At 69.4% G+C, this 23,991-nt stretch carries 20 protein-coding genes; 9 read left to right on the forward strand and 11 right to left on the reverse strand.

Annotated elements, in window-relative coordinates:
- Positions 1-25 precede the first annotated feature (25 nt).
- From G6N64_RS28855 to G6N64_RS28870, 4 genes are all read left to right on the forward strand, one after another.
- Positions 26-2,014 (forward strand): ATP-binding protein, encoded by a 1,989-nt coding sequence (locus tag G6N64_RS28855; RefSeq protein ID WP_163801168.1) that lies wholly within the window; start codon positions 26-28, stop codon positions 2,012-2,014.
- The gene (locus tag G6N64_RS28860) at positions 2,011-3,168 is read left to right on the forward strand and encodes an acyl-CoA dehydrogenase family protein (protein ID WP_163801169.1); all 1,158 of its coding nucleotides are present in this window, start codon (positions 2,011-2,013) and stop codon (positions 3,166-3,168) included. The genes G6N64_RS28855 and G6N64_RS28860 overlap by 4 nt, the downstream gene beginning before the upstream one ends.
- A complete protein-coding gene (locus G6N64_RS28865; RefSeq protein ID WP_163801170.1) occupies positions 3,168-3,977 on the forward strand; it encodes an enoyl-CoA hydratase family protein in 810 nt (269 codons plus the stop codon). Before G6N64_RS28860 ends, G6N64_RS28865 begins: the two co-directional genes overlap by 1 nt.
- 120 nt (positions 3,978-4,097) lie before the next feature.
- Entirely contained in the window at positions 4,098-4,679 is a 582-nt protein-coding gene (locus G6N64_RS28870) for a DUF1707 SHOCT-like domain-containing protein (protein ID WP_163801171.1), read from the forward strand.
- Positions 4,680-4,693: 14 nt separating this feature from the next.
- Here G6N64_RS28870 and G6N64_RS28875 read toward each other — a convergent pair whose 3' ends face one another.
- The 7 genes from G6N64_RS28875 to sfnG form a co-directional block, all read right to left on the reverse strand.
- Positions 4,694-6,667: a vWA domain-containing protein gene (locus tag G6N64_RS28875; RefSeq protein ID WP_163801172.1), complete on the reverse strand. Its 1,974-nt coding sequence runs from the start codon at positions 6,665-6,667 to the stop codon at positions 4,694-4,696.
- Positions 6,660-8,042, reverse strand: coding sequence for a sigma 54-interacting transcriptional regulator (locus G6N64_RS28880; protein ID WP_163802196.1), 1,383 nt, complete (start codon positions 8,040-8,042; stop codon positions 6,660-6,662). The genes G6N64_RS28875 and G6N64_RS28880 overlap by 8 nt, the downstream gene beginning before the upstream one ends.
- A gap of 132 nt (positions 8,043-8,174) precedes the next feature.
- Complete coding sequence (purH, locus tag G6N64_RS28885; protein WP_163801173.1) at positions 8,175-9,749, reverse strand: bifunctional phosphoribosylaminoimidazolecarboxamide formyltransferase/IMP cyclohydrolase; 1,575 nt, start codon at positions 9,747-9,749, stop codon at positions 8,175-8,177.
- Positions 9,746-10,375: a phosphoribosylglycinamide formyltransferase gene (gene purN / locus G6N64_RS28890; protein WP_163801174.1), complete on the reverse strand. Its 630-nt coding sequence runs from the start codon at positions 10,373-10,375 to the stop codon at positions 9,746-9,748. Before purN ends, purH begins: the two co-directional genes overlap by 4 nt.
- Positions 10,376-10,385: 10 nt before the next feature.
- The gene (locus tag G6N64_RS28895) at positions 10,386-11,852 is read right to left on the reverse strand and encodes a cell division protein PerM (RefSeq protein WP_163801175.1); all 1,467 of its coding nucleotides are present in this window, start codon (positions 11,850-11,852) and stop codon (positions 10,386-10,388) included.
- A 61-nt stretch (positions 11,853-11,913) separates the two neighbouring features.
- Positions 11,914-12,849: a DUF5336 domain-containing protein gene (locus tag G6N64_RS28900; protein WP_163801176.1), complete on the reverse strand. Its 936-nt coding sequence runs from the start codon at positions 12,847-12,849 to the stop codon at positions 11,914-11,916.
- An 88-nt stretch (positions 12,850-12,937) separates the two neighbouring features.
- Entirely contained in the window at positions 12,938-14,068 is a 1,131-nt protein-coding gene (sfnG, locus tag G6N64_RS28905) for a dimethylsulfone monooxygenase SfnG (protein ID WP_163801177.1), read from the reverse strand.
- A 162-nt stretch (positions 14,069-14,230) separates the two neighbouring features.
- Between sfnG and G6N64_RS28910 the strand changes: the two genes are divergently transcribed.
- Entirely contained in the window at positions 14,231-15,079 is an 849-nt protein-coding gene (locus G6N64_RS28910) for an LLM class F420-dependent oxidoreductase (protein ID WP_163801178.1), read from the forward strand.
- A 99-nt stretch (positions 15,080-15,178) separates the two neighbouring features.
- Here the strand turns inward: G6N64_RS28910 and G6N64_RS28915 are convergent, their stop codons facing one another.
- A complete protein-coding gene (locus G6N64_RS28915) occupies positions 15,179-16,711 on the reverse strand; it encodes an acetyl-CoA acetyltransferase (protein ID WP_163801179.1) in 1,533 nt (510 codons plus the stop codon).
- Between the two features lie 97 nt (positions 16,712-16,808).
- On the opposite strand from G6N64_RS28915, the gene G6N64_RS28920 reads away from it, so the two are divergent.
- A complete protein-coding gene (locus tag G6N64_RS28920; RefSeq protein WP_246230845.1) occupies positions 16,809-16,991 on the forward strand; it encodes a hypothetical protein in 183 nt (60 codons plus the stop codon).
- Between the two features lie 74 nt (positions 16,992-17,065).
- Here G6N64_RS28920 and sucD read toward each other — a convergent pair whose 3' ends face one another.
- Together sucD and sucC are read right to left on the reverse strand one after the other, a co-directional pair.
- On the reverse strand, positions 17,066-17,968 hold the full coding sequence (gene sucD, locus G6N64_RS28925; RefSeq protein ID WP_163801181.1) for a succinate--CoA ligase subunit alpha: 903 nt from the start codon (positions 17,966-17,968) through the stop codon (positions 17,066-17,068).
- A gap of 12 nt (positions 17,969-17,980) precedes the next feature.
- Complete coding sequence (gene sucC / locus G6N64_RS28930; protein WP_163801182.1) at positions 17,981-19,144, reverse strand: ADP-forming succinate--CoA ligase subunit beta; 1,164 nt, start codon at positions 19,142-19,144, stop codon at positions 17,981-17,983.
- Between the two features lie 271 nt (positions 19,145-19,415).
- On the opposite strand from sucC, the gene G6N64_RS28935 reads away from it, so the two are divergent.
- Both G6N64_RS28935 and G6N64_RS28940 read left to right on the forward strand, forming a co-directional pair.
- Positions 19,416-20,480 carry a M23 family metallopeptidase gene (locus tag G6N64_RS28935; RefSeq protein ID WP_246230846.1) on the forward strand — a complete coding sequence of 355 codons (1,065 nt, stop codon included), beginning with the start codon at positions 19,416-19,418 and terminating at the stop codon, positions 20,478-20,480.
- A gap of 4 nt (positions 20,481-20,484) precedes the next feature.
- A complete protein-coding gene (locus G6N64_RS28940; RefSeq protein ID WP_163801184.1) occupies positions 20,485-21,105 on the forward strand; it encodes a hypothetical protein in 621 nt (206 codons plus the stop codon).
- A 4-nt stretch (positions 21,106-21,109) separates the two neighbouring features.
- Here the strand turns inward: G6N64_RS28940 and pcrA are convergent, their stop codons facing one another.
- Positions 21,110-23,428: a DNA helicase PcrA gene (pcrA, locus tag G6N64_RS28945; protein WP_163801185.1), complete on the reverse strand. Its 2,319-nt coding sequence runs from the start codon at positions 23,426-23,428 to the stop codon at positions 21,110-21,112.
- A 289-nt stretch (positions 23,429-23,717) separates the two neighbouring features.
- Here pcrA and G6N64_RS28950 point away from each other — a divergent pair, with 289 nt between their 5' ends.
- Complete coding sequence (locus tag G6N64_RS28950; protein ID WP_163801186.1) at positions 23,718-23,987, forward strand: chorismate mutase; 270 nt, start codon at positions 23,718-23,720, stop codon at positions 23,985-23,987.
- Positions 23,988-23,991 lie beyond the last annotated feature (4 nt).

Genomic DNA, 23,991 nt, shown 5'->3' on the forward strand with positions numbered 1-23,991 from the left:
CCACCATGACCTCGATGGGGAAGCCATGATCACCAGAGTCCTGGTCGCCAACCGCGGCGAGATCGCCCGCCGCGTGTTCGCCACGTGCCGTCGCCTCGGCATCGGCACGGCGGCGGTCTACACCGACCCCGACGCCGCGAGCCCGCACGTGGCCGAGGCCGACGTCCGCGTGCGACTCGAGGGTCGCAACGGCTACCTCGACGCGGCGCAGCTGATCGCCGCCGCGACGGCCGCCGGCGCCGACGCCGTCCACCCGGGGTACGGATTCCTCTCGGAGAACGCCGAATTCGCGGCCGCCGTGCAGGACGCCGGACTGACGTGGATCGGCCCGCCGGTAGCGGCGGTCCGCGCCATGGGCTCGAAGATCGAGGCCAAGAAGATGATGTCGGCGGCCGGTGTCCCGGTGCTGGCCGAACTCGACCCGAACACCGTCACCCAGGCGCAGCTGCCCGTGCTGATCAAGGCGTCGGCGGGCGGCGGTGGCCGCGGCATGCGCGTCGTGCGCGATCTCGACGCCCTGCCCGGCCAGGTCGAGGCCGCGCGGCGGGAGGCCCAGTCCGCCTTCGGCGATCCCACCGTGTTCTGCGAGCGGTACCTCGCGACGGGCCACCACGTCGAGGTGCAGGTGATGGCCGACGCCCACGGCACGGTGTGGGCCGTCGGCGAGCGCGAGTGCTCGATCCAGCGCCGCCACCAGAAGATCGTCGAGGAGGCGCCGTCCCCGCTCGTCGAACGCGTCCCGGGGATGCGGGACAGGCTGTTCGAGGCGGCCCGGCTGGCGGCGAAGGCCATCGACTACACCGGGGCGGGCACCGTCGAGTTCATGGCCGACGACGCCGGCGAGTTCTTCTTCCTCGAGATGAACACCCGCCTGCAGGTCGAGCATCCCGTCACCGAGGAGACGACGGGGCTCGACCTCGTGGCACTGCAGGTGCACGTCGCCGACGGAGGCCGGCTCGATCCCGAACCGCCTGCCAATCGCGGACACTCGATCGAGGTGCGGCTCTACGCGGAGGACCCGGCGAAGAACTGGCAGCCGCAGGCCGGCGCGGTGCACCGCTTCGACGTCCCCTCGGCGCGTGCCGAGTTCACCACGCTCGGCGGCGTGGGGGTCCGGCTCGACACCGGCATCGTCGACGGGTCGGAGGTGTCGATCTTCTACGACCCCATGCTGGCCAAGGTGATCTCGTACGCGCCGACGCGGACCCAGGCCGCCGGGGTGCTCGCCGACGCGCTGGTCCGCACCCGCCTGCACGGCATCACGACCAATCGCGACCTGCTGGTGAACGTGCTGCGGCACCCCGCCTTCCTCGACGGCGAGACCGACACCGCGTTCTTCGAGACGCACGGCCTGGCCGATCTGGCCGCGCCGTCGACGGAGGCCGACGCGCCTCGACTGTCCGCGGTGGCCGCCGCGCTGGCCGACGCCGCCCGCAACCGTGCTGCCGCCACGGCGCTGCGCGACGTACCCGGTGGCTGGCGCAAACTCGCCTCCGGCTACCAGACCAAGCGCTACGTCGACGCCGGCGGAGCCGACCACGAGGTGCGCTACCGGTTCACCCGGGGCCGCCTCGTCCTGCCCGACGACGACGGCATCGGCCTCGTGTCGTCGACGCCCGACCGCGTCGTGCTGTCGTCCCACGGCGTCGAGCGCAGCTTCGCCGTCACCACCTACGGCGACACCGCGTTCGTCGACAGCCCGCTGGGCAGTACGAAACTGGTCGCCCAACCCCGCTTCGGCGATCCGGACGCCGCCGCGGCGCACGGCTCGCTGCTCGCGCCCATGCCCGGCTCGGTGATCCGGATCGCCGCCGCCGTCGGCGACCAGGTCACGGCGGGCCAGCCGCTGATCTGGCTCGAGGCCATGAAGATGGAGCACACCATCACCGCGCCGACCGGTGGCGTGCTCGTGGAACTGAACGTCGAAGCCGGCCAGCAGGTGGACGTGGGCCTGGTCATGGCTCGAGTGCTCGATCCCGAAGAATCCGAAGAACCCCAAGGAGAGTCACGATGAGCTTCATCGAAACCGACGAGCAGAAGGAACTGCGCAAGGCCGTCGCCCAGTTCTCGGCCAGCTACGGCGAGAAGTACTACCTCGAGAAGGCCCGCGCCGGTGAGCACACCACCGAGTTGTGGGAGGAGGCGGGCAAGCTCGGCTTCATCGGGGTCAACCTGCCGGAGGAATACGGCGGTGGCGGTGCCGGCATGTACGAGCTCTCGCTGGTCATGGAGGAGATGTCGGCGGGCGGCTGCGCGCTGCTGCTGATGGTCGTCTCCCCCGCGATCAACGGGACCATCATCAGCAAGTTCGGCACCGAGGAGCAGAAGCAGCGCTGGATCCCGGGCATCGCCGACGGATCGATCACGATGGCCTTCGCCATCACCGAGCCCGACGCCGGGTCGAACTCGCACCGGATCACCACGACCGCACGGCGCGACGGTAGCGACTGGATCCTGTCGGGGCAGAAGGTCTACATCTCCGGCGTCGATCAGGCGCAGGCGATCCTGGTCGTCGGCCGCACCGAGGAGGCCAAGACCGGCAACCTCAAGCCCGCGCTGTTCATCGTCCCCACCGACGCACCGGGGCTGTCGTGGAACAAGATCGACATGGAGATCGTCAGCCCGGAGAACCAGTTCCAGCTGTTCCTGGACGACGTGCGGCTGCCCGCCGACGCGCTGGTCGGGTCCGAGGACGCGGCGATCGCGCAGTTGTTCGCCGGGCTGAACCCCGAGCGGATCATGGGCGCCGCGAGCGCCGTCGGCATGGGCCGCTTCGCCATCAACAAGGCCACCGACTACGTCAAGACCCGGCAGGTGTGGAAGACCCCGATCGGCGCGCACCAGGGCATCTCACACCCGTTGGCGCAGAACCACATCGAGGTCGAGCTGGCCAAGCTGATGATGCAGAAGGCCGCCACCCTCTACGACCTCGGCGACGACGGCGGTGCGGCCGAGGCCGCGAACATGGCGAAGTACGCGGCGGGCGAGGCGTCGGTCCGCGCGGTCGACCAGGCGGTGCAGTCGCTCGGCGGCAACGGATTGACGAAGGAGTACGGCATCGCGTCGGTGCTGGTGGCCTCGCGGCTGGCCCGCATCGCCCCGGTGAGCCGGGAGATGATCCTCAACTTCATCGCACAGACGTCGCTGGGCCTCCCCCGGTCGTACTGATGACCGATCCACTCCCCGAGTCGCTCCGCTCCAGCCCGCCGGATCCGCTCGTCCGCTACTCCGTCGACGCGGGCGTCGCCCGTCTCGTCCTCGACTCCCCGCACAACCGCAACGCCCTGTCTGCGGTCCTCGTCCGGCAGCTGCACGACGGGCTGTCCGCGGCGGCCGCCGACCCGAGCGTGCGCTGCGTCGTGCTGGGCCACGAGGGCGGCACGTTCTGCGCGGGCGCCGACCTGAGCGAGGCGGCCGGACGCGACCCCGGCGAACTCGCCGTGTCGCGCGCCCGGGAGATGGCCCAGGTGTTGCGCGCGATCCTGGAACTGCCCGTGCCGGTGATCGCCGCCGTCGACGGACACGTGCGGGCCGGCGGCCTCGGACTGATCGGCGCCTGCGACGTCGTGGTCGCCGGTCCGTCGAGCACGTTCGCGCTGACCGAGGCGCGCATCGGCGTCGCGCCGTCGATCATCTCGCTCACCCTGCTGCCGAAGATGACGGCTCGGGGCGCCGGCCGCTACTTCGTCACCGGCGAGAAGTTCGGGGCGGCCGAGGCCGCGGCGATCGGGTTGATCACCGTGGCCGCCGACGACGTCGCGGGTGCGGTGGACGGCCTCGCCGCCGACGTGGCCAAGGGATCCCCGCAGGGTCTGGCGGCGTCGAAGGCGCTGGTGACGGCGCCGATCCTCGAGTCCTTCGACCGCGACGCCCACGCCCTGGGCGAGCAGTCGGCACAGCTGTTCGTCTCCGAGGAGGCCCGGGAGGGAATGCTCGCGTTCCTCGAGAAGCGGCCGCCGAGGTGGGCTCGGGGCTGAGCCTCGACGTCCTGTCGACGTTTGCCCGGCGGCCGCTTTGGCAACGCCTCTCTGATGGAAACCATCAGGGATCCGACCATCCCCTTGCGTGTACCGGCGTTAGTCGTAGGCTCGTCGGTGATGACCACTCCAGCGGCGGGCAACGAGTCGATGCGCGCTGCCGACGCGGACCGCATCCAGGCGGCGCAGCTGCTCACCGAGGCCGCCGCGCAGGGCCAGCTCCCGATGCCCGAATACGAGGAGCGGCTGACCAAGGCCTACGCCGCCAAGACCTACGGCGAACTGGAACGCCTCAGCGCCGACCTTCCCGTCGCGTTCTCGGCGACGCGCAACACCGGGCCCGCCCACCCGGCCCCCTCCACGCTGCTGCTGGCGATCATGAGCGGCTTCGAACGGCGCGGGCGCTGGAACGTCCCGAAGCGGCTGACGTCGTTCACGCTGTTCGGCGGTGGCGTCATCGATCTGCGCTACGCGGACTTCACCTCACCCGACGTGGAGATCCACTCCTACTCGATCTTCGGCGGCCAGACGATCCTGCTGCCGCCCGAGGTCAACGTCGACGTCCACGGCGTGGGCGTCATGGGCGCGTTCGACCACGGGGTCGACGACATCGGCTCGCCCGGCGCACCGCACGTCACGATCCGCGGCTTCTCGCTGTGGGGCAGCGTCGGCATCAAGCGCAAGAAGCGCAAGGCCACCTGACCCGTCGTCCGCGGCTACCGGCGCTTGCGTGACCGCAGGTAGTCGCTGACGACCGCGGCACCGAGCCCGTCGAGTTCGGGGTCGACGACCCGGCCCTCCACCCGTCGCGCGACCTGATCGATGAAGCGGGCCAGCCCGGGATCGCTGCCCAGCCGGAAGATCGTCACGTGCGCGCCCATCCGGGCGACCTCGTCGAAGCCCCGAACCGTGTGCGCGATCGTGCGCGGATGCGGCGGGTAGTCGAAGAACACCGACGAGCCCTGCCCGTCGCGATAGTCCTCCAGGTGCGCCGTGGGCTCGCCATCGGTCACGACCAGCACCGTCGGCTGCGCGTTCGGGTGGCGGCGCAGATGCCGCGTCGCCAGGGCGAGCGCGTGGTGTAGGTTGGTGCCCTGCTCGTACACGCCCTCCAGACCGGTCAGTTCGGCCGCCGAGACGGTGCGGGCGTACCGGCCGAACGCGATGATCTCCAGCGCGTCGGAGCGGAACCGCGTGCTCACCAGATGGTTGAGCGCCAGCGCCGTGCGCTTCATCGGCAGCCAGCGGTTCTCCATCACCATCGAGAACGACGTGTCGACCAGCAGCGCGACCGCGGCCTGCGTCCTGGTCTCGGTCTCGGACACCTCGACGTCGTCGACGCTGATCCGCAGCGGCCGTTCCGCGACGCCCGTGCCGGACTGGCGGAGCACCGCGTTCGTCAGCGTGCGCGTCACGTTCCACGGTTCGGTGTCGCCGAACTGCCACGGCCGCGTCGCGCCCGTCAGCTCCCCCGCCGAGCCGGCCCGCCGGGTCTCGCGCTCCCCGTGCCGCCCGGAGAGCTGCTGAGCCACGTCCCGCAGCGCCGCCTGGCCCAGCTGGCGCATCGCCTTGGGAGACAGCCGCCACTGGCCGTCCGCGCCGCGATCCAGGAAGCCCTGGTTCATCAGCGCGCGTTCCAGGTCGGCCAGCGTCCGCGCGTCCACGGCGGCGTCGTCGCCGAGCTGGCGCGCCAGCATGTCGAGGTCGACGTCGTCCATCTGGGCGCCGGCGTAGCTCTGCGACAGCTGATCGGCGAGCTGCTCGAGTTCGGCGATGTCGGCCATCGCCTGCGCGCCCTCACCCATGCCCATCGGGTTGTCGCCCTTGAACTGCTCGGAGCCCGACCAGTCCTCACCCGGCCGCGCCGCCTGCAGGTGCGAGTCGAGCTTGTTGAGCGCATTCATCAGCGAGGGCGATCCGAATGCCTGCTCCGACAGCGCATCCAGCTCCGCGCGCTGCTGCTCGGTGAGGCTGTTGCGGAACCGCTGGGCAGCCGCCGACCGCTGCGCCAGCGAGTCGAGGAGTTCGTCGATGTTCTTCGGGTTCTCCGGGAAGTACTCGCCGTGCTTGGACATGAAGTCGTCGAAGTCCTGCTGCGAGTCCGACCCATGGGCGTGCTTGTCCAGCAGGTCGTTGAGGTCGTCGAGCATCTCGTTGACGCGTTGGCGGTCCTCGTCGGTCGCGTTCTCCAACGCCTGCTTCATGCCCGCGAAACGCTGATCCAGCATCTCGCGACCCATCAGGTCCTTGATCTGCTCGTACTTCTCGCGCGCCTCCTGACTGCGCCAGTCGTACTCCGCGAGTTCCTGAACGGCCTTGGCCGGTGACGGCGACAGCGACTCCATCTGCAGTTCGCCGAACCGAGCGTCGTCGTCGAGTGCCCGCGCCAGTTCCTTGCGCTCGGCCAGCACGGCCTCGTCGAGCAGCTTCTTGATGTCCTGCAGCGTGCCGTCGAGATTGTTCTTCTGCAGCAGCTTGCGCCGCTTGCTGTTGGCCTCGGCGGCCAACCGGTCCGCCCCGCGCATGTTCTCCGTGCCGCGACGCATCAGCTCCTGGAGCGCCCGCCGGGGCGAGCTGCCCTCCATCACGTCCTGCCCGATCTGCTCGAGCGCCTCGCGCAGGTCGACCGGCGGGGCCAGCGGATCGGGTCCGCCGGTGTAGCGCGAGTAGCGCGAGAGGCGTTTAGCCATAGACCGTTTCACCTTCGCCGGATACCTTGTCGATGCGCTTGGCCAGGTACAGCGCCTCGAGCGCCAACTCGAGGGCGGCGGCGCGCTCGCCGTCGCTGGAAGCACCCAGGCGGGTCGCGATCTCGTCGACCACCGGCAGCCCCGGTACGGCCGCGAGGACGTCCTTCGCGGAGACGCGTTCGCCCGTCGTGACCGGCGCGCCCTCCTCGACGGCGGCCACCAACGGACCCACGTCCAACCCGCCGAGCAGTCGCTGAGCGGTGTCGGCGGTGGCGCGGCGCAGGAGATGCTCGAGCACGGCCTGCTCGCGGCCCTCCTCGCCGGACTCGAATTCGAGCTTGCCGCGCAGTACGTCGACCACCGTGGACAGGTCGACGACGCGGGCGACGGGATCCTGCTCGCCGAGGACCGTCGAACGGTGCCGTGCTGCCGCCGCGACCGTCTCGGCCGCCGCGATCGCGAACCGCGCGGACACGCCGGACCGCTGATCGATCGACTGGGATTCGCGCAGCGAGCGCGCGAACCGGGCAAGCACCTGGAGCAGGTACTCCGGCACGGCCGCCGTCAGGTTCGCCTCCTGGGTGATGACGCCGACCTCGGCCTCGAGCTTGAGCGGGTAGTGCGTGCGGATCTCCGCACCGAAGCGGTCCTTGAGCGGGGTGATGATGCGTCCGCGGTTGGTGTAGTCCTCGGGGTTGGCGCTCGCGACCACCAGGACGTCGAGCGGCAGACGCAGCGTGTAGCCGCGGACCTGGATGTCGCGCTCCTCCATCACGTTGAGCATCGACACCTGGATGCGCTCCGCGAGGTCGGGCAGCTCGTTGATGGCGACGATGCCGCGGTGGGCACGCGGGATCAGGCCGAAGGCGATGGTCTCCGGGTCGCCGAGGCTGCGGCCCTCGGCCACCTTGATCGGGTCGATGTCGCCGACGAGGTCGGCCACGCCGGTATCCGGGGTCGCCAGCTTCTCGGTGTACCGCTCGCTGCGGTGCCGCCAGGTGACCGGCAGATCGTCACCGGAGGTCGCGGCGCGGCGGATCGACTCCGGCGTGATGGGCGAGAACGGGTGCTCGCCGAGTTCGGAGCCGTCGATCACCGGGGTCCACTCGTCGAGCAGACCGGTGAGTGCCCGCAGCAGGCGCGTCTTGCCCTGTCCGCGTTCACCCAGCAGGACGATGTCGTGACCGGCGATCAGCGCCCGCTCCAGCTGCGGCAGGACGGTGTCCTCGAAACCCAGGATGCCGGGCCACACGTCGCGTCCCTCGGACAGCGCGGCGAGCAGGTTCTCCCTGATCTCGTCCTTGACGCCACGCTCTCGGTGGCCGGATGCGCGGAGTTCGCCGACGGTACGTGGGAGGTCTGCAGGTGATGGCAAGGGTGACGTCACCACTCCACGCTACGACTGCTAACGGGGCTAAGCATGTCTTCCCCGCTACAAGCGAAATGACGAGTTGGTCAGCGATTGCGGGAATAGCCCCATAACGCCAGCTCAGACCCCACCGGTGTCCTAGTGCGCGAAGTGCCGCGCACCGGTCAGGTAGAGCGTGATGCCCGCCGCCGCAGCCGCCTCGGTGACGACGTCGTCGCGCATGGAGCCACCCGGATGCACGATCGCGGCCACGCCCGCCGCCGTCAGCGTCTCGAGGCCGTCGGGGAACGGGAAGAAGGCGTCGGACGCCGCGACCGCGCCGGCCACCCGGTCACCGCCGCGCTCGACCGCGAGCCGGGCCGCGTCGACCCGGTTCACCTGGCCCATGCCGACGCCGACGGTGGCGCCGTCCTTCACGACGACGATGGCGTTGCTCTTGACCGCCCGGCAGGCGCGCCACGCGAACTTCAGCTCCGCGAGCAGCGCCGGGTCGGCGGGGTCCCCGGTGGCCAGCGTCCAGTTGACGGGATCGTCACCCTCGGCGTCGATGGCGTCGCGCTCCTGCACCAGCAGACCACCGCTGACCGCGCGGAACTCGGTGCCGCCGATCTGCGGCTCGGCGGCCACCAGCACGCGAATGTTCTTCTTGCGCGCGAGGATCTCGACGGCGCCCGGCTCGTAGGCGGGCGCGATGATCACCTCGGTGAAGATGTCGGCGACCGTCTCAGCCATCTCGACGCTGACCGTCGTGTTGGCCGCGATGACGCCGCCGAAGGCGCTGAGCGGGTCGCACTCGTGGGCCTTGCGGTGGGCATCGGCGACCGACACCGACGAGATGGCGATGCCGCACGGGTTCGCGTGCTTGATGATCGCGACGCACGTGTCCTCGTGGTCGAACGCGGCGCGCCAGGCGGCGTCGGCATCGGTGTAGTTGTTGTACGACATCTCCTTGCCGTGCAACTGTTCGGCCTGAGCCAGACCCGGCCAGCCGGCGTCGTCGACGTAGAGGGCGGCCTGCTGATGCGGGTTCTCGCCGTACCGGAGCACCGAACTGCGCCGCCACGTCCCCGCGTACCACTGGGGCAGCGGCTGGGCGGGCTCCTCGGGGGAGAGGGTCTCGGCCATCCAGCCGGCGACGGCGACGTCGTACTCGGCGGTGTGCCGGAAGGCCAACGACGCCAACCGCTTCCGCTGCGCCAGGGTGAACCCACCCGACCGGACGGCGGCGAGCACGCCGTCGTAGCCGATCGGCTCCACGACCACCGCGACGCTCGGGTGGTTCTTGGCGGCGGCGCGGACCATGGACGGGCCGCCGATGTCGATCTGCTCGACGCACTCGTCCTCGCCCGCACCGGACGACACGGTCTCGGAGAAGGGGTAGAGGTTGACGACGACGAGTTCGAAGGCCTCGACGCCGAGTTCGGTCAGCGCGGCCACGTGCTCGGGCTTGCGGGTGTCGGCGAGCAGGCCGGCGTGCACCCGCGGGTGCAGCGTCTTGACTCGGCCGTCGAGCACCTCGGGGAACCCGGTGACGTCCTCGACCGGAGTGACCGGAACACCGCTGGCCGCAATCGTCTTCGCGGTCGATCCGGTGGACACGATCGTGACACCCGCGTCGTGCAGACCGCGCGCGAGGTCGGCGAGGCCCGTCTTGTCGTAGACGCTGATCAGTGCCCGCTTGACCGGACGCCGGCCCTCGCTGCCGTCGCTCATCCCAATGCCGCCTTTCGTCCCGTCCAGGTCACGCCACGTGTCGCCATGGCGGCGAGTACGTCTACCAGCAGCCGTCTCTCGACGACCTTGATCCGCTCGTGCAGGCTCGCCTCGTCGTCGTCGTCGAGGATCGCCACCGCCTCCTGCGCCAGGATCGGCCCTGTGTCCACCCCCGCGTCGACCAGGTGCACGCTGCAGCCCGTCACCCGGACCCCGTAGGCAAGTGCGTCGGGCACCGCGTGCGCGCCGGGGAAGGCAGGCAGCAACGCGGGATGAGTGTTCACGACGCGTCCGAGGAAGCGTGAGAGGAACTGTGGCCCAAGGATCTTCATGAAGCCGGCCGAGACGACCAGGTCGGGTTCGTGGTCCGCCGTCGCACCGGTGATCGCGCCGTCCCAGGCGTCGCGATCGCCGTGGTCGCCGAGCCGGGTGGTGTAGGAGGGGATGCCCGCCGCGGACGCGACCTCGAGCGCTCGGCAGTCCCGGTCGGTGCCCACCGCGACCACGCGCGCCGGAAAGTCGCCGACGGCGGCCTCGAGCAGTGATTCGAGGAGCGAGCCGGTGCCCGATGCGAGTACCACGAGCCGCGCGGGTGCACTGGGGGGTACATGGAGCGCGGGCTGCACGCGAAGCAGCCTAATCTGCCGGTCGCCGGCTCTCTCCGCTGGTGGGGCCCGGCCAGTCGACGCCCGAGTCGTCGTCGGTGATGAAGTGCGCCTCAGGGTCGTCGTCGAGGTCGACGGCGCGGGGTTCGCGCGGCACCATCGGTGGCGGTGCGACGTCGGCGACCGGCTCCTCGTCGTCGGCCGGCAGGGGGTCGTCGTAGCCCTCGTCGGGCTCGAGTTCCTCCCGGTCGGCTGGCTCGGATTCGGCGGGCTCGGGGTCGGACGGGCGCGGGCCGAGGATGACGGGTCGCGTCTGGGACTCCGCGTCCGGCTGCGGCCTCGGCGCCGTCGCGACCGGCCGGGGCCGGCGGACCCTGGAGATGCCGCCCGCCATCGCCACCGTCAGGAAGCCGACGGCGACGAACCACAGCACGATCGCGGGACCGAAGGTCGCCTGATCCACCCCGACGTCGCCGAAGTTGCCGAGCCTCCCACCCCCGGCGTACCCGAGCAGCGCCATGATCACTGCCGCCACGACCGCGGCCACGAGCACCTTGGCCGCCGCCGCCGGCAGCGGCTCCGGCCGACGCGAGCACTGCTGGCCCACGGCCACCGCGGACGCGGCCGCGACGATGAGCAGCGCCACCCAGACCGCACCGAGCGGCGGAGTGGGCAGGGCGGCCAGCACCGGCACCGGTGGAACGTCGCCACCGAGCACGGTGAACGAACTGAACGTGGCGAGCCCCACGTGCACGCTCGAGCCGACGGCCACCGCGGCGGTGCCGACGATGACGTTGGGGATGTAGAGCGCCGACAGCAGGCTGAGGCTGAACTGACCGAACATCGAGTCGGTGATCGTGAACTGGTCGTGCATCGTGCCCCAGTGCACGACGAGCGACCCGACGGCGATCACACCCGACAGGCCGCACAGTGCGAGGACACCGGTCAGCCCGGCGCGGATCGACTCGGGCAGCCACGCGGGCACCCCGGGCAGCCTCGCCAGGCGACGCTGCATGCGGCGCGCGACGCCGATGAGCGCGCCCGCGAGGTGCACCGCCACGACACCGCCGAAGGCCCGCAGCGCGCCGGGCGTCTGCAGTTCGGTGAGCACCGAGGAGGCGTCGTGGATGACGGCGAGGGCGATGGCGGCGATCAGCAGCGGCCCGCCGAGCGCTGAGGCGACCACCCACCGCACCACGAACCACGAGGCGTTGGGGGCGAGCGCCGCGGCGGTCGTCCGGGCCGTGCCGTAGACCATCAGCAGCATGGGCAGCAGCGGCATCACGCCCAGTTCGCGGCCCCCGATGGACACCGGCACCTGGTGCACGCCCAGCCACATGCTGGCGATGGCGCCGAAGGCCCCCGTCATGTCGCTGTTCGCGATCAACAGCTGCAGCAACACGACCGCGGCGATGATCACCAGGGCCACGATCGACGGCCCGAACGCGACCCGCAGGAGATCGCGGGCCTGTCGGGTGCCCACCGGCCGGTTGTCCACTAGACGGGTCACTCCTCGCGCGTGCGGATGCGCGCGAGGTTCTCGCGCGCGCCGCTAGAGACTACGACGGCGGAGGACTTGCTTGCTGCGACGGCGACTGCTGCGGCTGCTGTGTCGGCTGACCCGGCGAGGGCTGCACCTGAGCCTGGGGACCGGTGTTGTCCGAGTTTCCCGGGGGCTGCGGTTGGCCGTAGGCCGGGAAGCCGGTCGGAGGCGTCGGAGGACCACCGTGGGGACCCGACTGCGGGGCCGAGCCGGGGAAGCCACCGGTGGACGGTCCGTTGCCGTACCCGTACTGCGGGGCGTAACCGGGGCGCTGCTGCTGCGGCTGACCCTGGTGCGGGCCACCCTGCTGACCGGGCTGACCGGGCTGCTGCCCGTAGTACTGCGGCGGTGCGTACCCGCCGTAGGGCTGCTGGTCGTACTTGGGCTTCGGCTCCGGCGCGGTGATGACGCCCGCGTCGAGCAGCAGGTTGGCGATCGATGCAGCGGCCTGCAGGAAGGCCAGCACCGTGATGGTGATGAGCGCCCACCCCGCGGAGTTGTTGTTCGCCGGTCCGACGAGCTGCAGCAGGATCACCAGGAAGCCGAATACCGACAGGACGGCGACGATGGCGCGCCGCGGCTTCTGGCGCGGCAGCGCACCGACGCCTGCGATCAGTGCGCCGAGCAGGATGGCGATGATGGCGGTGCCGCCGCCGGAGGTCAGGAACGCTCCCCCGTTCACCTTCTGCGAGGGGATGTCGAGCGACTCCTGGGGAATGCCGGGGAACTGGGCGATCGCGCCCGAGATGTCGACGACGAAGATCGGTCCGAAGCTGGCGAGATACGCCGCGAGTCCGAGGACCGCGATGCCGATGCTCAGGAACAGCGGCAGCTTGCTGTCGCTGGGCTGGCCCGGCTCGGGCTGCTTGGCGAACTGCTGGGTGGGCGCGGCGAACTGTGTGGTCGGCGCGGCGGGCGGGGGGTAACCGGGGTTACCGGACGGGTAGCTCATGACCTCTCCTGTGCTCCTCGATTGCTCACCCACGCTAGCGCACCCGGCTGGCGGCGCCACGACCGACGGCGCGAGCCGACGCCTTCGGTCAGGCCGACACCAGCACCGGCTCCTTGCGTGAATCATCCTCGGCCGCCTCGATTTCACGCACCAGCGGGAGCACGTTGGCACCGAAGTACTCGATCTCCTCCTGGAAGTGGAGGAAGCCGCCGAGAATCAGGTCGACGCCGCGCTTGCGGTACGCCGAGATGCGCTCGGCGATCTGCTCCGGGGTGCCGATCAGCTGGGTGCGGAAGCCGTCGTTGTACTGGACGAGGTCGGAGAACGACGAGTCGGCCCACATCCCCTTCTTGTCGCCGGTGGAGGCGCCGGCCTGCTGGACCGCGCCGCGGAAGCCCTCGACCGCCGGCTTGTTGGCCTTCTCGATGATCTCCCGCAGGGTGTCGCGTGCCTCCTTCTCGGTGTCGCGCGCGATGATGAAGCCGTTGAGGCCCACCTTCACCTCGCGGCCCGCCTCGCGGGCGTGGTCGCGCACGTCGACGACCTGCTCGGTGATGCCGTCGAAGTCCTTGCCGTTGGAGAAGTACCAGTCCGAGTAGAGACCGCCGTTGCGGCGGGCGGCCGTCGAGTTGCCGCCCTGGAAGATCTCCGGGTTCGGGCGCTCCGGGGTGTTGAGCGGCTTGGGCTTGAGGGTGAAGTCGTGGATGCGGTAGAAATCGCCGCGGAAGTCCACGTCGTCCTCGGTCCAGATCTTGCGCAGCACCTGGAGGAACTCCCCGCTCCTGCGGTAGCGCTCGTCGTGTTCGAGCCACGGCTCGCCCAGGTGGGTGAACTCGTCCTTGAACCAGCCCGACACGACGTTGACCGCGAACCGTCCGCCGGACAGGTGGTCGGCGGTGGCGCCGAGCTTGGCCAGAACGGCCGGCTGCCACAGTCCGGGGTGGACGGCGGCGATCACCTTGAGGCGCTCGGTCGCGAGCAGAAGCGCGAGCGAGAAGCTGGTCGACTCGTGCTGGTACTCGGCGCCGTAGCTCGCCTCGTAGCGCACCTGCGACAGCGCGTACTCGAAGCCGTTGTTCTCCGCGGTCTGCGCGAGCTTCTTGTTGTACTCGTAGTTCCAGTCGGTGCGCTGCTCGATGTCGCTGGTCACCAGGCCGCCACTGACGTTGGGCACCCAATAGGCGAACTTGACGGAGTCGGCGATGCGTTCGGTGGTCATGACTGCAATGTCAGCAACACCGGACGGCGAGGTCACGGGTAAGGATCTGACGGATCGTAATGACCCTCGCAGGCGCCCCGTGTTCAACTTTTGCGGTCGCTGCGGCTGCCGACCTGCGCACCACCTTGCGCGCACGGACTGAAACACGTTCTAATTCTCGCCATGGACTACGGGCTCGTTCTCTTCACCAGTGACCGCGGCATCGCGCCGGCACCCGCGGCGAAGCTCGCCGACGACCACGGCTTCACCACCTTCTACGTGCCCGAGCACACCCACATCCCGATCAAGCGCGAAGCCGCCCACCCCACGACGGGTGACGAGACGCTGCCCGACGACCGCTACACGAGGACCCTCGATCCATGGGTGTCGCTGGGCGCCGCGTCGGCGGTCACCTCGCGGGTGCGGCTGTCGACGGCCGTGGCGCTGCCCGTCGAACACGACTGCATCACCCTCGCCAAGTCCATCGCAACGCTCGACCACCTCTCGGGCGGACGGGTGAGCCTCGGTGTCGGATTCGGCTGGAACACCGACGAACTGGCCGACCACAACGTGCCACCGGGCCGACGCCGCACGATGCTGCGCGAATACCTCGAGGCGATGCGCGCCCTGTGGACGCAGGAGGAAGCCGAGTACCACGGCGAGTTCGTGGACTTCGGGCCGTCGTGGGCGTTCCCGAAACCCGTTCAGCCGCACGTACCGGTGCTCGTCGGCGCCGCGGGCACCGAGAAGAACTTCAAGTGGATCGCGCGATCGGCCGACGGGTGGATCACCACGCCGCGGGACTTCGACATCGACGCACCCGTGAAGCTGCTGCAGGACACGTGGGCCGCCGCGGGACGCGACGGTGCGCCGCAGATCGTCGCGCTCGACTTCAAGCCCGACCCCGAGAAGCTGGCCCGCTGGGCCGATCTCGGCGTCACCGAGGTGCTGTTCGGGTTGCCGGACAAGTCGGAGTCCGACGTCGCGGCGTACGTGGAGAGGTTGGCGGGCAAGCTCGCTGCGCTCGTCTGATCTGACCTTCGGCGAGCGTGCTCCCCGCAAGCGGGGTACCCCAGTCTGCGGCCGACACGCCGGGCCGTAACCCGATTTCGCGCACGCTCACGCTGTGTTCTAGGCCAGGGTCGCGCGGTTGACCCCGTCCTCGGTCGGCGTCACCGAGATGGCCGCACCCAGCGGGTCGCCGTCGGTCATCAGTGCCACGAGTTCCTCGTCGTCGGTGACGGCCATGAACCGGCTGCCGTCGGCGTCGAGCCGCCCGATGATGATGCCCGTCGTCTCCGGCCAGTCGTAGCGCACCGAGTACGTCTCGATGGTCCCCCGGCCCTCGGCGTCGCGGGTGACGGGGATCGTCGGCAGCGCGGCGACGTCGGCCTGCAGCTCACTGCTTCGGTCCGGCGCCCAGTCGGCGGGTTCGGTCGAGTAGACGCCCACCGAGTACTTGCTCATCACACCGCCGTTGGCGCCGACCAGTCCGAATGCCCCTGGCGTGGCACGCATCTCGGTGACCGTCTCGGCGATGCCGTGCAGTGAGTAGCTGTTGCCGGGACCACCAAAGTACGGCAGCCCGCCGGTGAGGGTGAGGCCGCGTGGGTCGTCGGCCGCCAGCTCGAACTCGTCGCACACCGCGAACACCGGGAACGGGAAGCAGCTGTAGAGGTCGAAGGTCGACACGTCGTCGATGCCGATGCCCGCGACGCGGAGCGCTTCGGCCACCGCCTGCCGCGCGGACACGCTGACGTGGAGGTCGACGCGGTCGAGGAGATCCTGTTCGGTCTGGTTGGCGTGCCCGCGCAGGTACACCCACTTCTCCTCGGGTACGCCGAGCCGACGGGCCGCGGCCACCGACATGACGAGTGCCGCCGCGCCCTGGTTCACGGTGTCGCGGGCGACCATCAGACGCGGATACGGGTCGCAGATCATCCTGTTCTCGTCGGTGACCGTCTCGATCTCCTGCACGGACCTCTCGACCGGCGACGACGAGAACGGGTTCTTGGCCGCAACCTGGGAGAAGGGCGCGAAGAGTTCGGCCATCTCGTGGCGGTAGTCGTCGACGCCGAGACCGAGGTGCGCACGGCGGGCATTGTCCAGCAGGCCGTACTGCACGGGCGCGCCGGTGAGGCCGTGCTTGGCGGTGTACTCACTCATGTACTGCTCGAAGCCGTACCCTCGGTCCTCGAGCTGGCCACCGACGTGCTCGGTGAAGTCCGGCTTGTCGTCCCGCGTGGAGAAGTACTTGGCGGTGGATCCCGGTTCGGAGCCGAGGACCAGCGCCACCTCGATCTCGCCCGCCGCGATCGCCGCCGCGAACTCCGTCACCACCTTCTGCGACCCGCTGCCGCCGATGGGTTCGAGCACCGCGCGCACGGGGTCGGCACCTACCCGCTTGGCCACCGACCGCACGTAGTTGTCGGAAGCACCGAGCGGCGGATCGGCGAACGGCGTGCAGATCTCGAACTGCCGCAGCCCGACGAAGACCTCGATCGCCCGGGCGACTGCCGCCACGTCCGCACCGGTATCGGCGAGCGCGGCGCGGGTGGCCTCGGTGGCGAGGTCCACGGCCGACATCCCCCGGTAGCCGGGGTCGTCGATGCGCTCGGTGAACTGGCCGACGCCGACGAGCACGGGGGTACGTGGATCGACCATGACAAACCTCCAGGCAGGTGTTAATTCGTGAGGCTAATAGAACACGTTCCTGTTTTGCGAATCGGGTGAGCGCCCCCGTATGGGGTACGCACCGGAGGTGGCCAGAGGCGAGCATCCCCAGCGCACGGCCTTCTACGGCGCCTGCCTGCTGGCGACGGCCTTCCTGTCGTGCTGGCTCGCGGCGTCGATCCACGTCGCCTGGGTGTCGGCGGCGATCTACGTCGCCGCGGCCGTCGCGACCTGCGTCGGCGTCGTCATGACGCTGCGCGACTACGGCTGACCCCGCCCAGAAGACGCGAACTCCCCTCAATCCACCGGATTGAGGGGAGTTCGTGACTGCTCGCGCAGAGGGGGTTACAGGTTCTCGAAGATCTCCCGGGCCTTGCGCGCGGTCTCGGACGGCGTCTTGCCGACCTTCACGCCCGCGGCCTCGAGGGCCTCCTGCTTGCCCGCCGCGGTACCGGCACCGTCGGAGACGATGGCGCCGGCGTGGCCCATGGTCTTGCCCTCGGGAGCGGTGAAGCCCGCGACGTAGCCGACGACCGGCTTGGTGACGTTGGCCTTGATGTAGTCGGCGGCCTTCTCCTCGGCGTCGCCGCCGATCTCGCCGATCATCACGATGACCTTGGTGTCGGGATCCTTCTCGAACGCCGCGATGGCGTCGATGTGGGTGGTGCCGATGACCGGGTCGCCGCCGATGCCGATGGCGGTCGAGAAACCGAGGTCACGCAGCTCGTACATCATCTGGTAGGTCAGCGTGCCGGACTTGGACACCAGGCCGATCGGGCCCTTGCCGGTGATGTTGTTGGGCGTGATGCCGACGAGCGATTCACCGGGGGTGATGATGCCGGGGCAGTTCGGCCCGATGATCCGGGTCTTCTCGCCCTTCTCGACGTTGTAGGCCCACGCGTAGGCGCTGTCCTGCACCGGGATGCCCTCGGTGATGACCACCAGCAGCGGGATCTCGGCGTCGATGGCCTCGATGATGGCGTCCTTGGAGAAGGCCGGCGGGACGAAGGCGATCGACACGTCGGCGCCGGTCTCCTTCATCGCCTCGGCGACGCTGCCGAACACCGGCAGGTTGATGTCCTTGCCTTCTTTGTCTTTGTGCGTGACTTCAGTGCCGGCCTTGCGCGCGTTGACGCCGCCGACCACCTGGGTGCCCGCCTTGAGCATGAGCGCGGTGTGCTTGGTGCCCTCGCCGCCGGTGATGCCCTGGACGATGACCTTGCTGTCCTTGTTCAGGAAGATAGACATCTCTGCGATTCCTTACTTGTTCGCCAGCTCGGCGGCCTTGTCGGCCCCGGCGTCCATGGTTTCGGCCTGGATGACCAGGGGGTGATTGGCCTCGTCGAGGATGCGGCGGCCCTCTTCGACGTTGTTGCCATCCAGACGCACGACGAGCGGCTTGTTGGCGCTGTCGCCGAGCTTCTTCAGCGCGCCGACGATGCCGTTGGCCACCGCGTCGCAGGCGGTGATCCCGCCGAACACGTTGACGAAGACGCTCTTGACCTGCTCGTCGCCGAGGATGACGTCGAGACCGTTGGCCATCACCTCGGCCGAGGCGCCGCCACCGATGTCGAGGAAGTTGGCGGGCTTCACGCCGCCGTGCTTCTCACCGGCGTACGCGACGACATCGAGGGTCGACATGACCAGACCCGCGCCGTTGCCGATGATGCCGACCTGGCCGTCGAGCTTGACGTAGTTGAGGTCGTTCTCCTTGGCCTTCAGCTCGAGGGGATCGGTGGCGTCCTTGTCCTCGAACTCCTCGTGGCCCGGCTGGCGGAAGTCGGCGTTCGCGTCGAGGGTGACCTTGCCGTCGAGGGCGAGGATCTGGTCGTCGGGGGTGCGCACCAACGGGTTGACCTCGACCAGGGTGGCGTCCTCGCCGATGAAGACGTCCCACAGCTTGGCGATGGTGACCGCGGCGGCGTCGAGCACCTCGGCGGGCAGGTGGCCCTGCTCGGCGATGGAGCGGGCGGTGGCCTCGTCGACGCCCTTCACTGCGTCGATCGGCACGCGCGCGAGACGCTCGGGCTTGGTGGCGGCTACCTCTTCGATCTCCATGCCGCCCTCGACGGAGCACATGGCGAGATAGGTGCGGTTCGACCGGTCGAGCAGGAAGGAGATGTAGTACTCCTCGGCGATGTCGCTCGCCTCGGCGACGAGGAGCTTCTTGACGACGTGGCCCTTGATGTCGAGGCCGAGGATGTTCTGCGCGTGCGTGAACGCGTCTTCCGGGGTCGCGGCGTACTTCACGCCACCGGCCTTGCCGCGGCCGCCGACCTTCACCTGCGCCTTGACCATGACCGGCTTGCCGATCTCTTCGGCGATCGCCTTGGCGTCCTCGGCGGTGTCGGTGACCCGGCCCGGCGTGGTCGGCACGTTGTGCTTGGCGAACAGTTCTTTCGCCTGGTATTCGAAGAGATCCATGGGCTCACTGTCTGTCTGCGTTGACGTATGCGTTGAAATGGCGCGGTGGCCAGATTTGGCGCTGGCCTCAAACCAAGGGAAACTTTATCCACACGCGCCAACGGCTCCGGCACCGCCTACCAGTCATGTGGCACATCTCACCGGGCCCTACGAGTGATACGGATCACATTCTTGATTGGAATCAAATCTCGGGTTGCCACCAACATTGGAATTTGGTTAACGTGCCTGGGGCCTCGATAACGGTATGGTTACGGAACGAAGGACATTTCGGTTGGTAGAGCACAGTTCGTCCCGAACCTCGCGAGGGGTCTCGACAGGTGCTTACGACGCCACCGTCACCGACATCATCCCGTTCAACGAGTTCGGCGACCTGTCCGAACCGGACGGTGAGCTGACCTTCAACAACTCGTCGGCGTTCGACCGCGAAGCGCGCGTGATCCACGCTCCCGAACTCGACGACATGCACGACACCGACGACCTCGTCCCGCTCCGTCTGGTCGTCCCCACCCAGTTCCAGGCCGTGTCCCGCGCCGATCGTCGCGCCGCACACGCCTACCGCGACAGCGACATCGACACCAGCGACGGCATGGCCAAGACCGACGTCATCGACATGACGGCGTCACGGCGCGGCGCGCACCGCAAGTTCGACAGCGGCCAGGTCAAGGGCCGTCTGGTCGCCGCGGCGATGGCCGCCGGCGCCACCGCCGCCGCCGCCTACTCGGTCGCCGACTCCACCGCACCTCCCCCCGCGGAGACCATGCTGGCTGCCGGGCAGGGCGCGTTCGTCGACGGCGGCACCATCACCGGCTCGGTCGACGGCATGCAGATCGTCACCGTCACGCCCGCGGCGAGCGCGGCCATCCACAGCGAGGAACTGGCCAACGGCGCCGCCTACGCGCAGGAGCGTGCGGAGCGCGAAGCGCGTCTGGTCCGGCCGATGTTCGTCATGCCGACCAAGGGCGTGTGGACGTCGGGCTTCGGCTACCGCTGGGGCGTTCTGCACGCCGGCATCGACATCGCGAATTCGATCGGCACGCCGATCCAGGCCGCATCGGACGGCGTCGTCATCGACGTCGGCCCCACCGCCGGGTACGGCGCCTGGGTCAAGCTGCGCCACTCGGACGGCACGGTGACGCTCTACGGCCACATCAACACGTGGCTCGTCAGCGTGGGAGAGCGCGTCATGGCCGGCGACCAGATCGCCACCATGGGCAACCGCGGCAACTCCACCGGACCGCACCTGCACTTCGAGGTCCTCGTCAACGGCCAGAACCGGATCGATCCGGTGCCGTGGCTCGCCCAGCGTGGCCTGAGCCCGGGCGGTTACGTAGGCTGATCGGGTGGCTGACCGGACGTCCTCAGAGGGACCACCGTCAGACCGCACCCGCATCATCCGCCGGCAGCCGGACGCCCCACTCGGCGATCACGCTCCCCAGACGAGCATCATCCGGCGCAGTCCGACCGGACCGTTCCCGGTGGTCGCCTCGGCGCCGCCCACCGAGACGCACACGGCTCTCATCCGACCGCCCGACGAGCCGCCGACGACCTACGTCCCCCGCCCCACCCCCGAGGCCATCGGCTCGCTCCGGCGCGACCGGCCCGACCCCAAGGCGGCCGCCGCCACCGCCACGCTCGCGATCATCAGCGGCTGGGCCACCGCCGTCATCGCCACGTCGCTGATCGCGAACTGGTGGAAGACCGACGAATTGTTCTGCATTGCAGTCGGTTTCCTCACCGCCGTGTCCGCCGCGGCGACCATCGGGGGCCTGATTGCGCTGCTGCTGCGACGCCGCATCGGACGGCTGCTCGTCGGCGTCGGCTCCATCGTGGCGCTGATGATCTTCGCCGGCCTCTTCGTCGCCGGAGCGGCGCTGCCCACGATCGTCTACGCGATCCCCGTGCTGCCCGTCGCCACCGTCGTGCTCGCGGCACTGCCCGCGACCGGCCGCTGGTGCCGCTGACGACTCAGAGCTTCTGCACCGGCGCGTGGTTGTGCATCAACTTGACCCGGCCCGCGCTGCCGAAGTCGATGAGCGACATCGCCGATTCGCCGACACCCGACACTTCCTCGACCCGGCCGAGACCGTACTTGTCGTGCGTCACCCGGTCCCCCGGTTCGAGCGTCACGAGCGGCTTGCTGCGAGCCCCCGCGCGCGACGGTGACGGCCGGCGCGACTCCGGCGGCCCGAACCTGCCCGCGCCGCTGACCGGCGCACCGAACGTCGACGGCGGGGCCTCGACGCGACGCCAGTCGATCAGTTCCTGCGGGATCTCGCGCAGGAAGCGCGATTCCGGGTTCAGCATCGGCTGTCCCCACGACGACCGCACCTTCGCGCGGCTCAGGTAGAGGCGCTGTCGCGCACGGGTCAGCCCGACGTAGGCGAGGCGACGTTCCTCCGACAGTTCCATCGGATCGCCGAGGGCCCGCATGTGGGGGAACATGCCGTCCTCCCACCCGGTGACGAAGACGACGGGGAACTCCAGCCCCTTGGCGGTGTGCAGCGTCATCATCGTCACCACCCCGGAGCCGTGCTCGGGGATGCCGTCGGCGTCGGCGACCAGCGACACCCGCTCCAGGAACTGGGCGAGGATGCCGGTGTCGGGGACGTCCTCGTCGACGGGCACGCCCTCCTCGTCGCGCAGGGCGGCGGCATTGGCCATGTCGATGCTGAATTCGTGTGCGACGCTGACGAGTTCGTTGAGGTTGTCCAGCCGGGCGAGGTCCTGCGGATCGTTGGACGCCTCGAGTTCGCGGCGGTAGCCCGTCCGGTCCAGCACTGCCTCGACGAGGTCGCCCAGTTCGTCGTCGAGCTTGCCGCGCAACTCGTCGAGCAGCTCGACGAACGCCGCGATCATCTTCTCCGAGCGGGTGTTCAGCATCGGCACCTTGCCCTCGGCGGCCGCCTGCAGCGCGTCGGCGAAGGTGGCGCCGGTGTTCTCGGAGTACACCGCGACGCACGCCTCGGCGCGATCGCCGATGCCGCGGCGAGGGGTGTTGAGGATGCGCCGCATGCTGACCGCGTCACCGGGGTTGTCGAGGACGCGGAGGTAGGCGACGACGTCGCGAATCTCCTTGCGCTCGTAGAACCGAACGCCACCGACCACCTTGTAGGGGATCCCCGCGCGAATGAACACCTCTTCGATGGCGCGCGAGGAGTTGTTGGTCCGGTAGAAGACGGCGACGTCGTTGTAGGAGATCTCGCCGCGGTCGGCGAGCGCATCGACCTCCCCCGCGACGAAACGCGCCTCGTCGTGTTCGTTGTCGGCGACGTACCCGACGATCAGTTCGCCTGCGCCGGAATCGGTCCAGAGCCGCTTCTCGCGCCGTCCGGAGTTGCGGGCGATGACGGCATTGGCGGCGGACAGGATGTTCTGCGTCGACCGGTAGTTCTGCTCCAGCAGGATGGTGGTCGCGTTCGGGTAGTCGCGCTCGAAGTCCTCGATGTTGCGGATCGTCGCACCGCGGAACGCGTAGATCGACTGGTCCGCGTCGCCGACGACGCACAGTTCCGCGGGCGGCACCTCGGTGTCGGCGAGGTCGTGCCCGACGAGTTCGCGCACCAACATGTACTGGGCGTGGTTGGTGTCCTGGTACTCGTCGACCAGGATGTGCCGGAACCGCCTGCGGTAGTACTGCGCGATCTGCGGGAACGCCTGCAGCACTGCGACCGTCTCGCCGATCAGGTCGTCGAAGTCGAGCGCGTTGGCCGCCCGCAGCCGCTTCTGGTACTCGGAGAACACCTCGGCGACGATGCGCGTCAGCTCGTCGCTGGCGTCGGTGAGGTCAGCCGTCGCGGCGTCGGGGTCGATCAGCTCGTTCTTCAGGTTCGAGATGTTGTTGGCCAACAGCCGCGACGAGTACTTCTTGGTGTCGAGGCCCATGTCCTTGGAGATCATCGTCAGCAGGCGACGCGAGTCGTCGCTGTCGTAGATCGAGAAGTTGGAGTTCAGGCCGGGCAGCAGCGACGCCTGGTTGCGCAGGATGCGCACGCAGGTGGAGTGGAACGTCGACACCCACATCGACCGTGCGCGCGGACCGATGAGCCCGGCGACGCGCTCGCGCATCTCGGCGGCCGCCTTGTTGGTGAACGTGATGGCCAGGACCTGGCCCACCCCGACGTCGCGGGCGGCGAGCAGGTAGGCGATGCGACGCGTCAGAACCGCAGTCTTGCCCGACCCCGCGCCGGCGACGATCAGCAGCGGCGTGCCCTCGTGGAGCACGGCCTGGCGCTGCTGCGGGTTGAGCCCGTCGAGCAGCTGATCTGTTTCGGTGGCGATCGACATAGCGCCTCCGAACTTACCGCTGCACGGGGACACCGCGAACGCAGTCGCCCCACCCGCTGCGCGCGGCCGTCGGAAGAGGTCTTTGCACGGACCCATCCGAGGTGGCACACTCGATCCGTGCTCGTAATGCAGGGACGATTTTTTTACGGATACCGGCCGCCGGTGTCCGTGGTCTAGCTGCTTCCCCAGAGCCCCGCGGTCCGCTTCCGGATCCGGGGCTCTTCTTCTTTTGCGAGGCCCGAACCGGATGAGACCACCATTCACCCGAGACGACGATTCGGAGCCACCCATGAGTATCGAAACTGAGCAGACCGACGACATCGACATCGATGAACTGCGCCTGGAGATCGACCGGCTCGACGCCGAGATCCTGGCCGCGGTCGCCCGCCGAGCCGAGGTGTCCAAGGTGATCGGCAAGGCCAGGATGGCCTCCGGCGGCACCCGGCTGGTGCACAGCCGCGAGATGAAGGTCATCGAGCGCTACAGCGCGCTCGGCCCCGAGGGCAAGGACCTGGCGATGCTCCTCCTGCGCCTGGGCCGCGGCCGCCTCGGCCACTGACGCC

This window comes from Mycolicibacterium sediminis (genome assembly GCF_010731735.1).
Lineage (GTDB): Bacteria > Actinomycetota > Actinomycetes > Mycobacteriales > Mycobacteriaceae > Mycobacterium > Mycobacterium sediminis.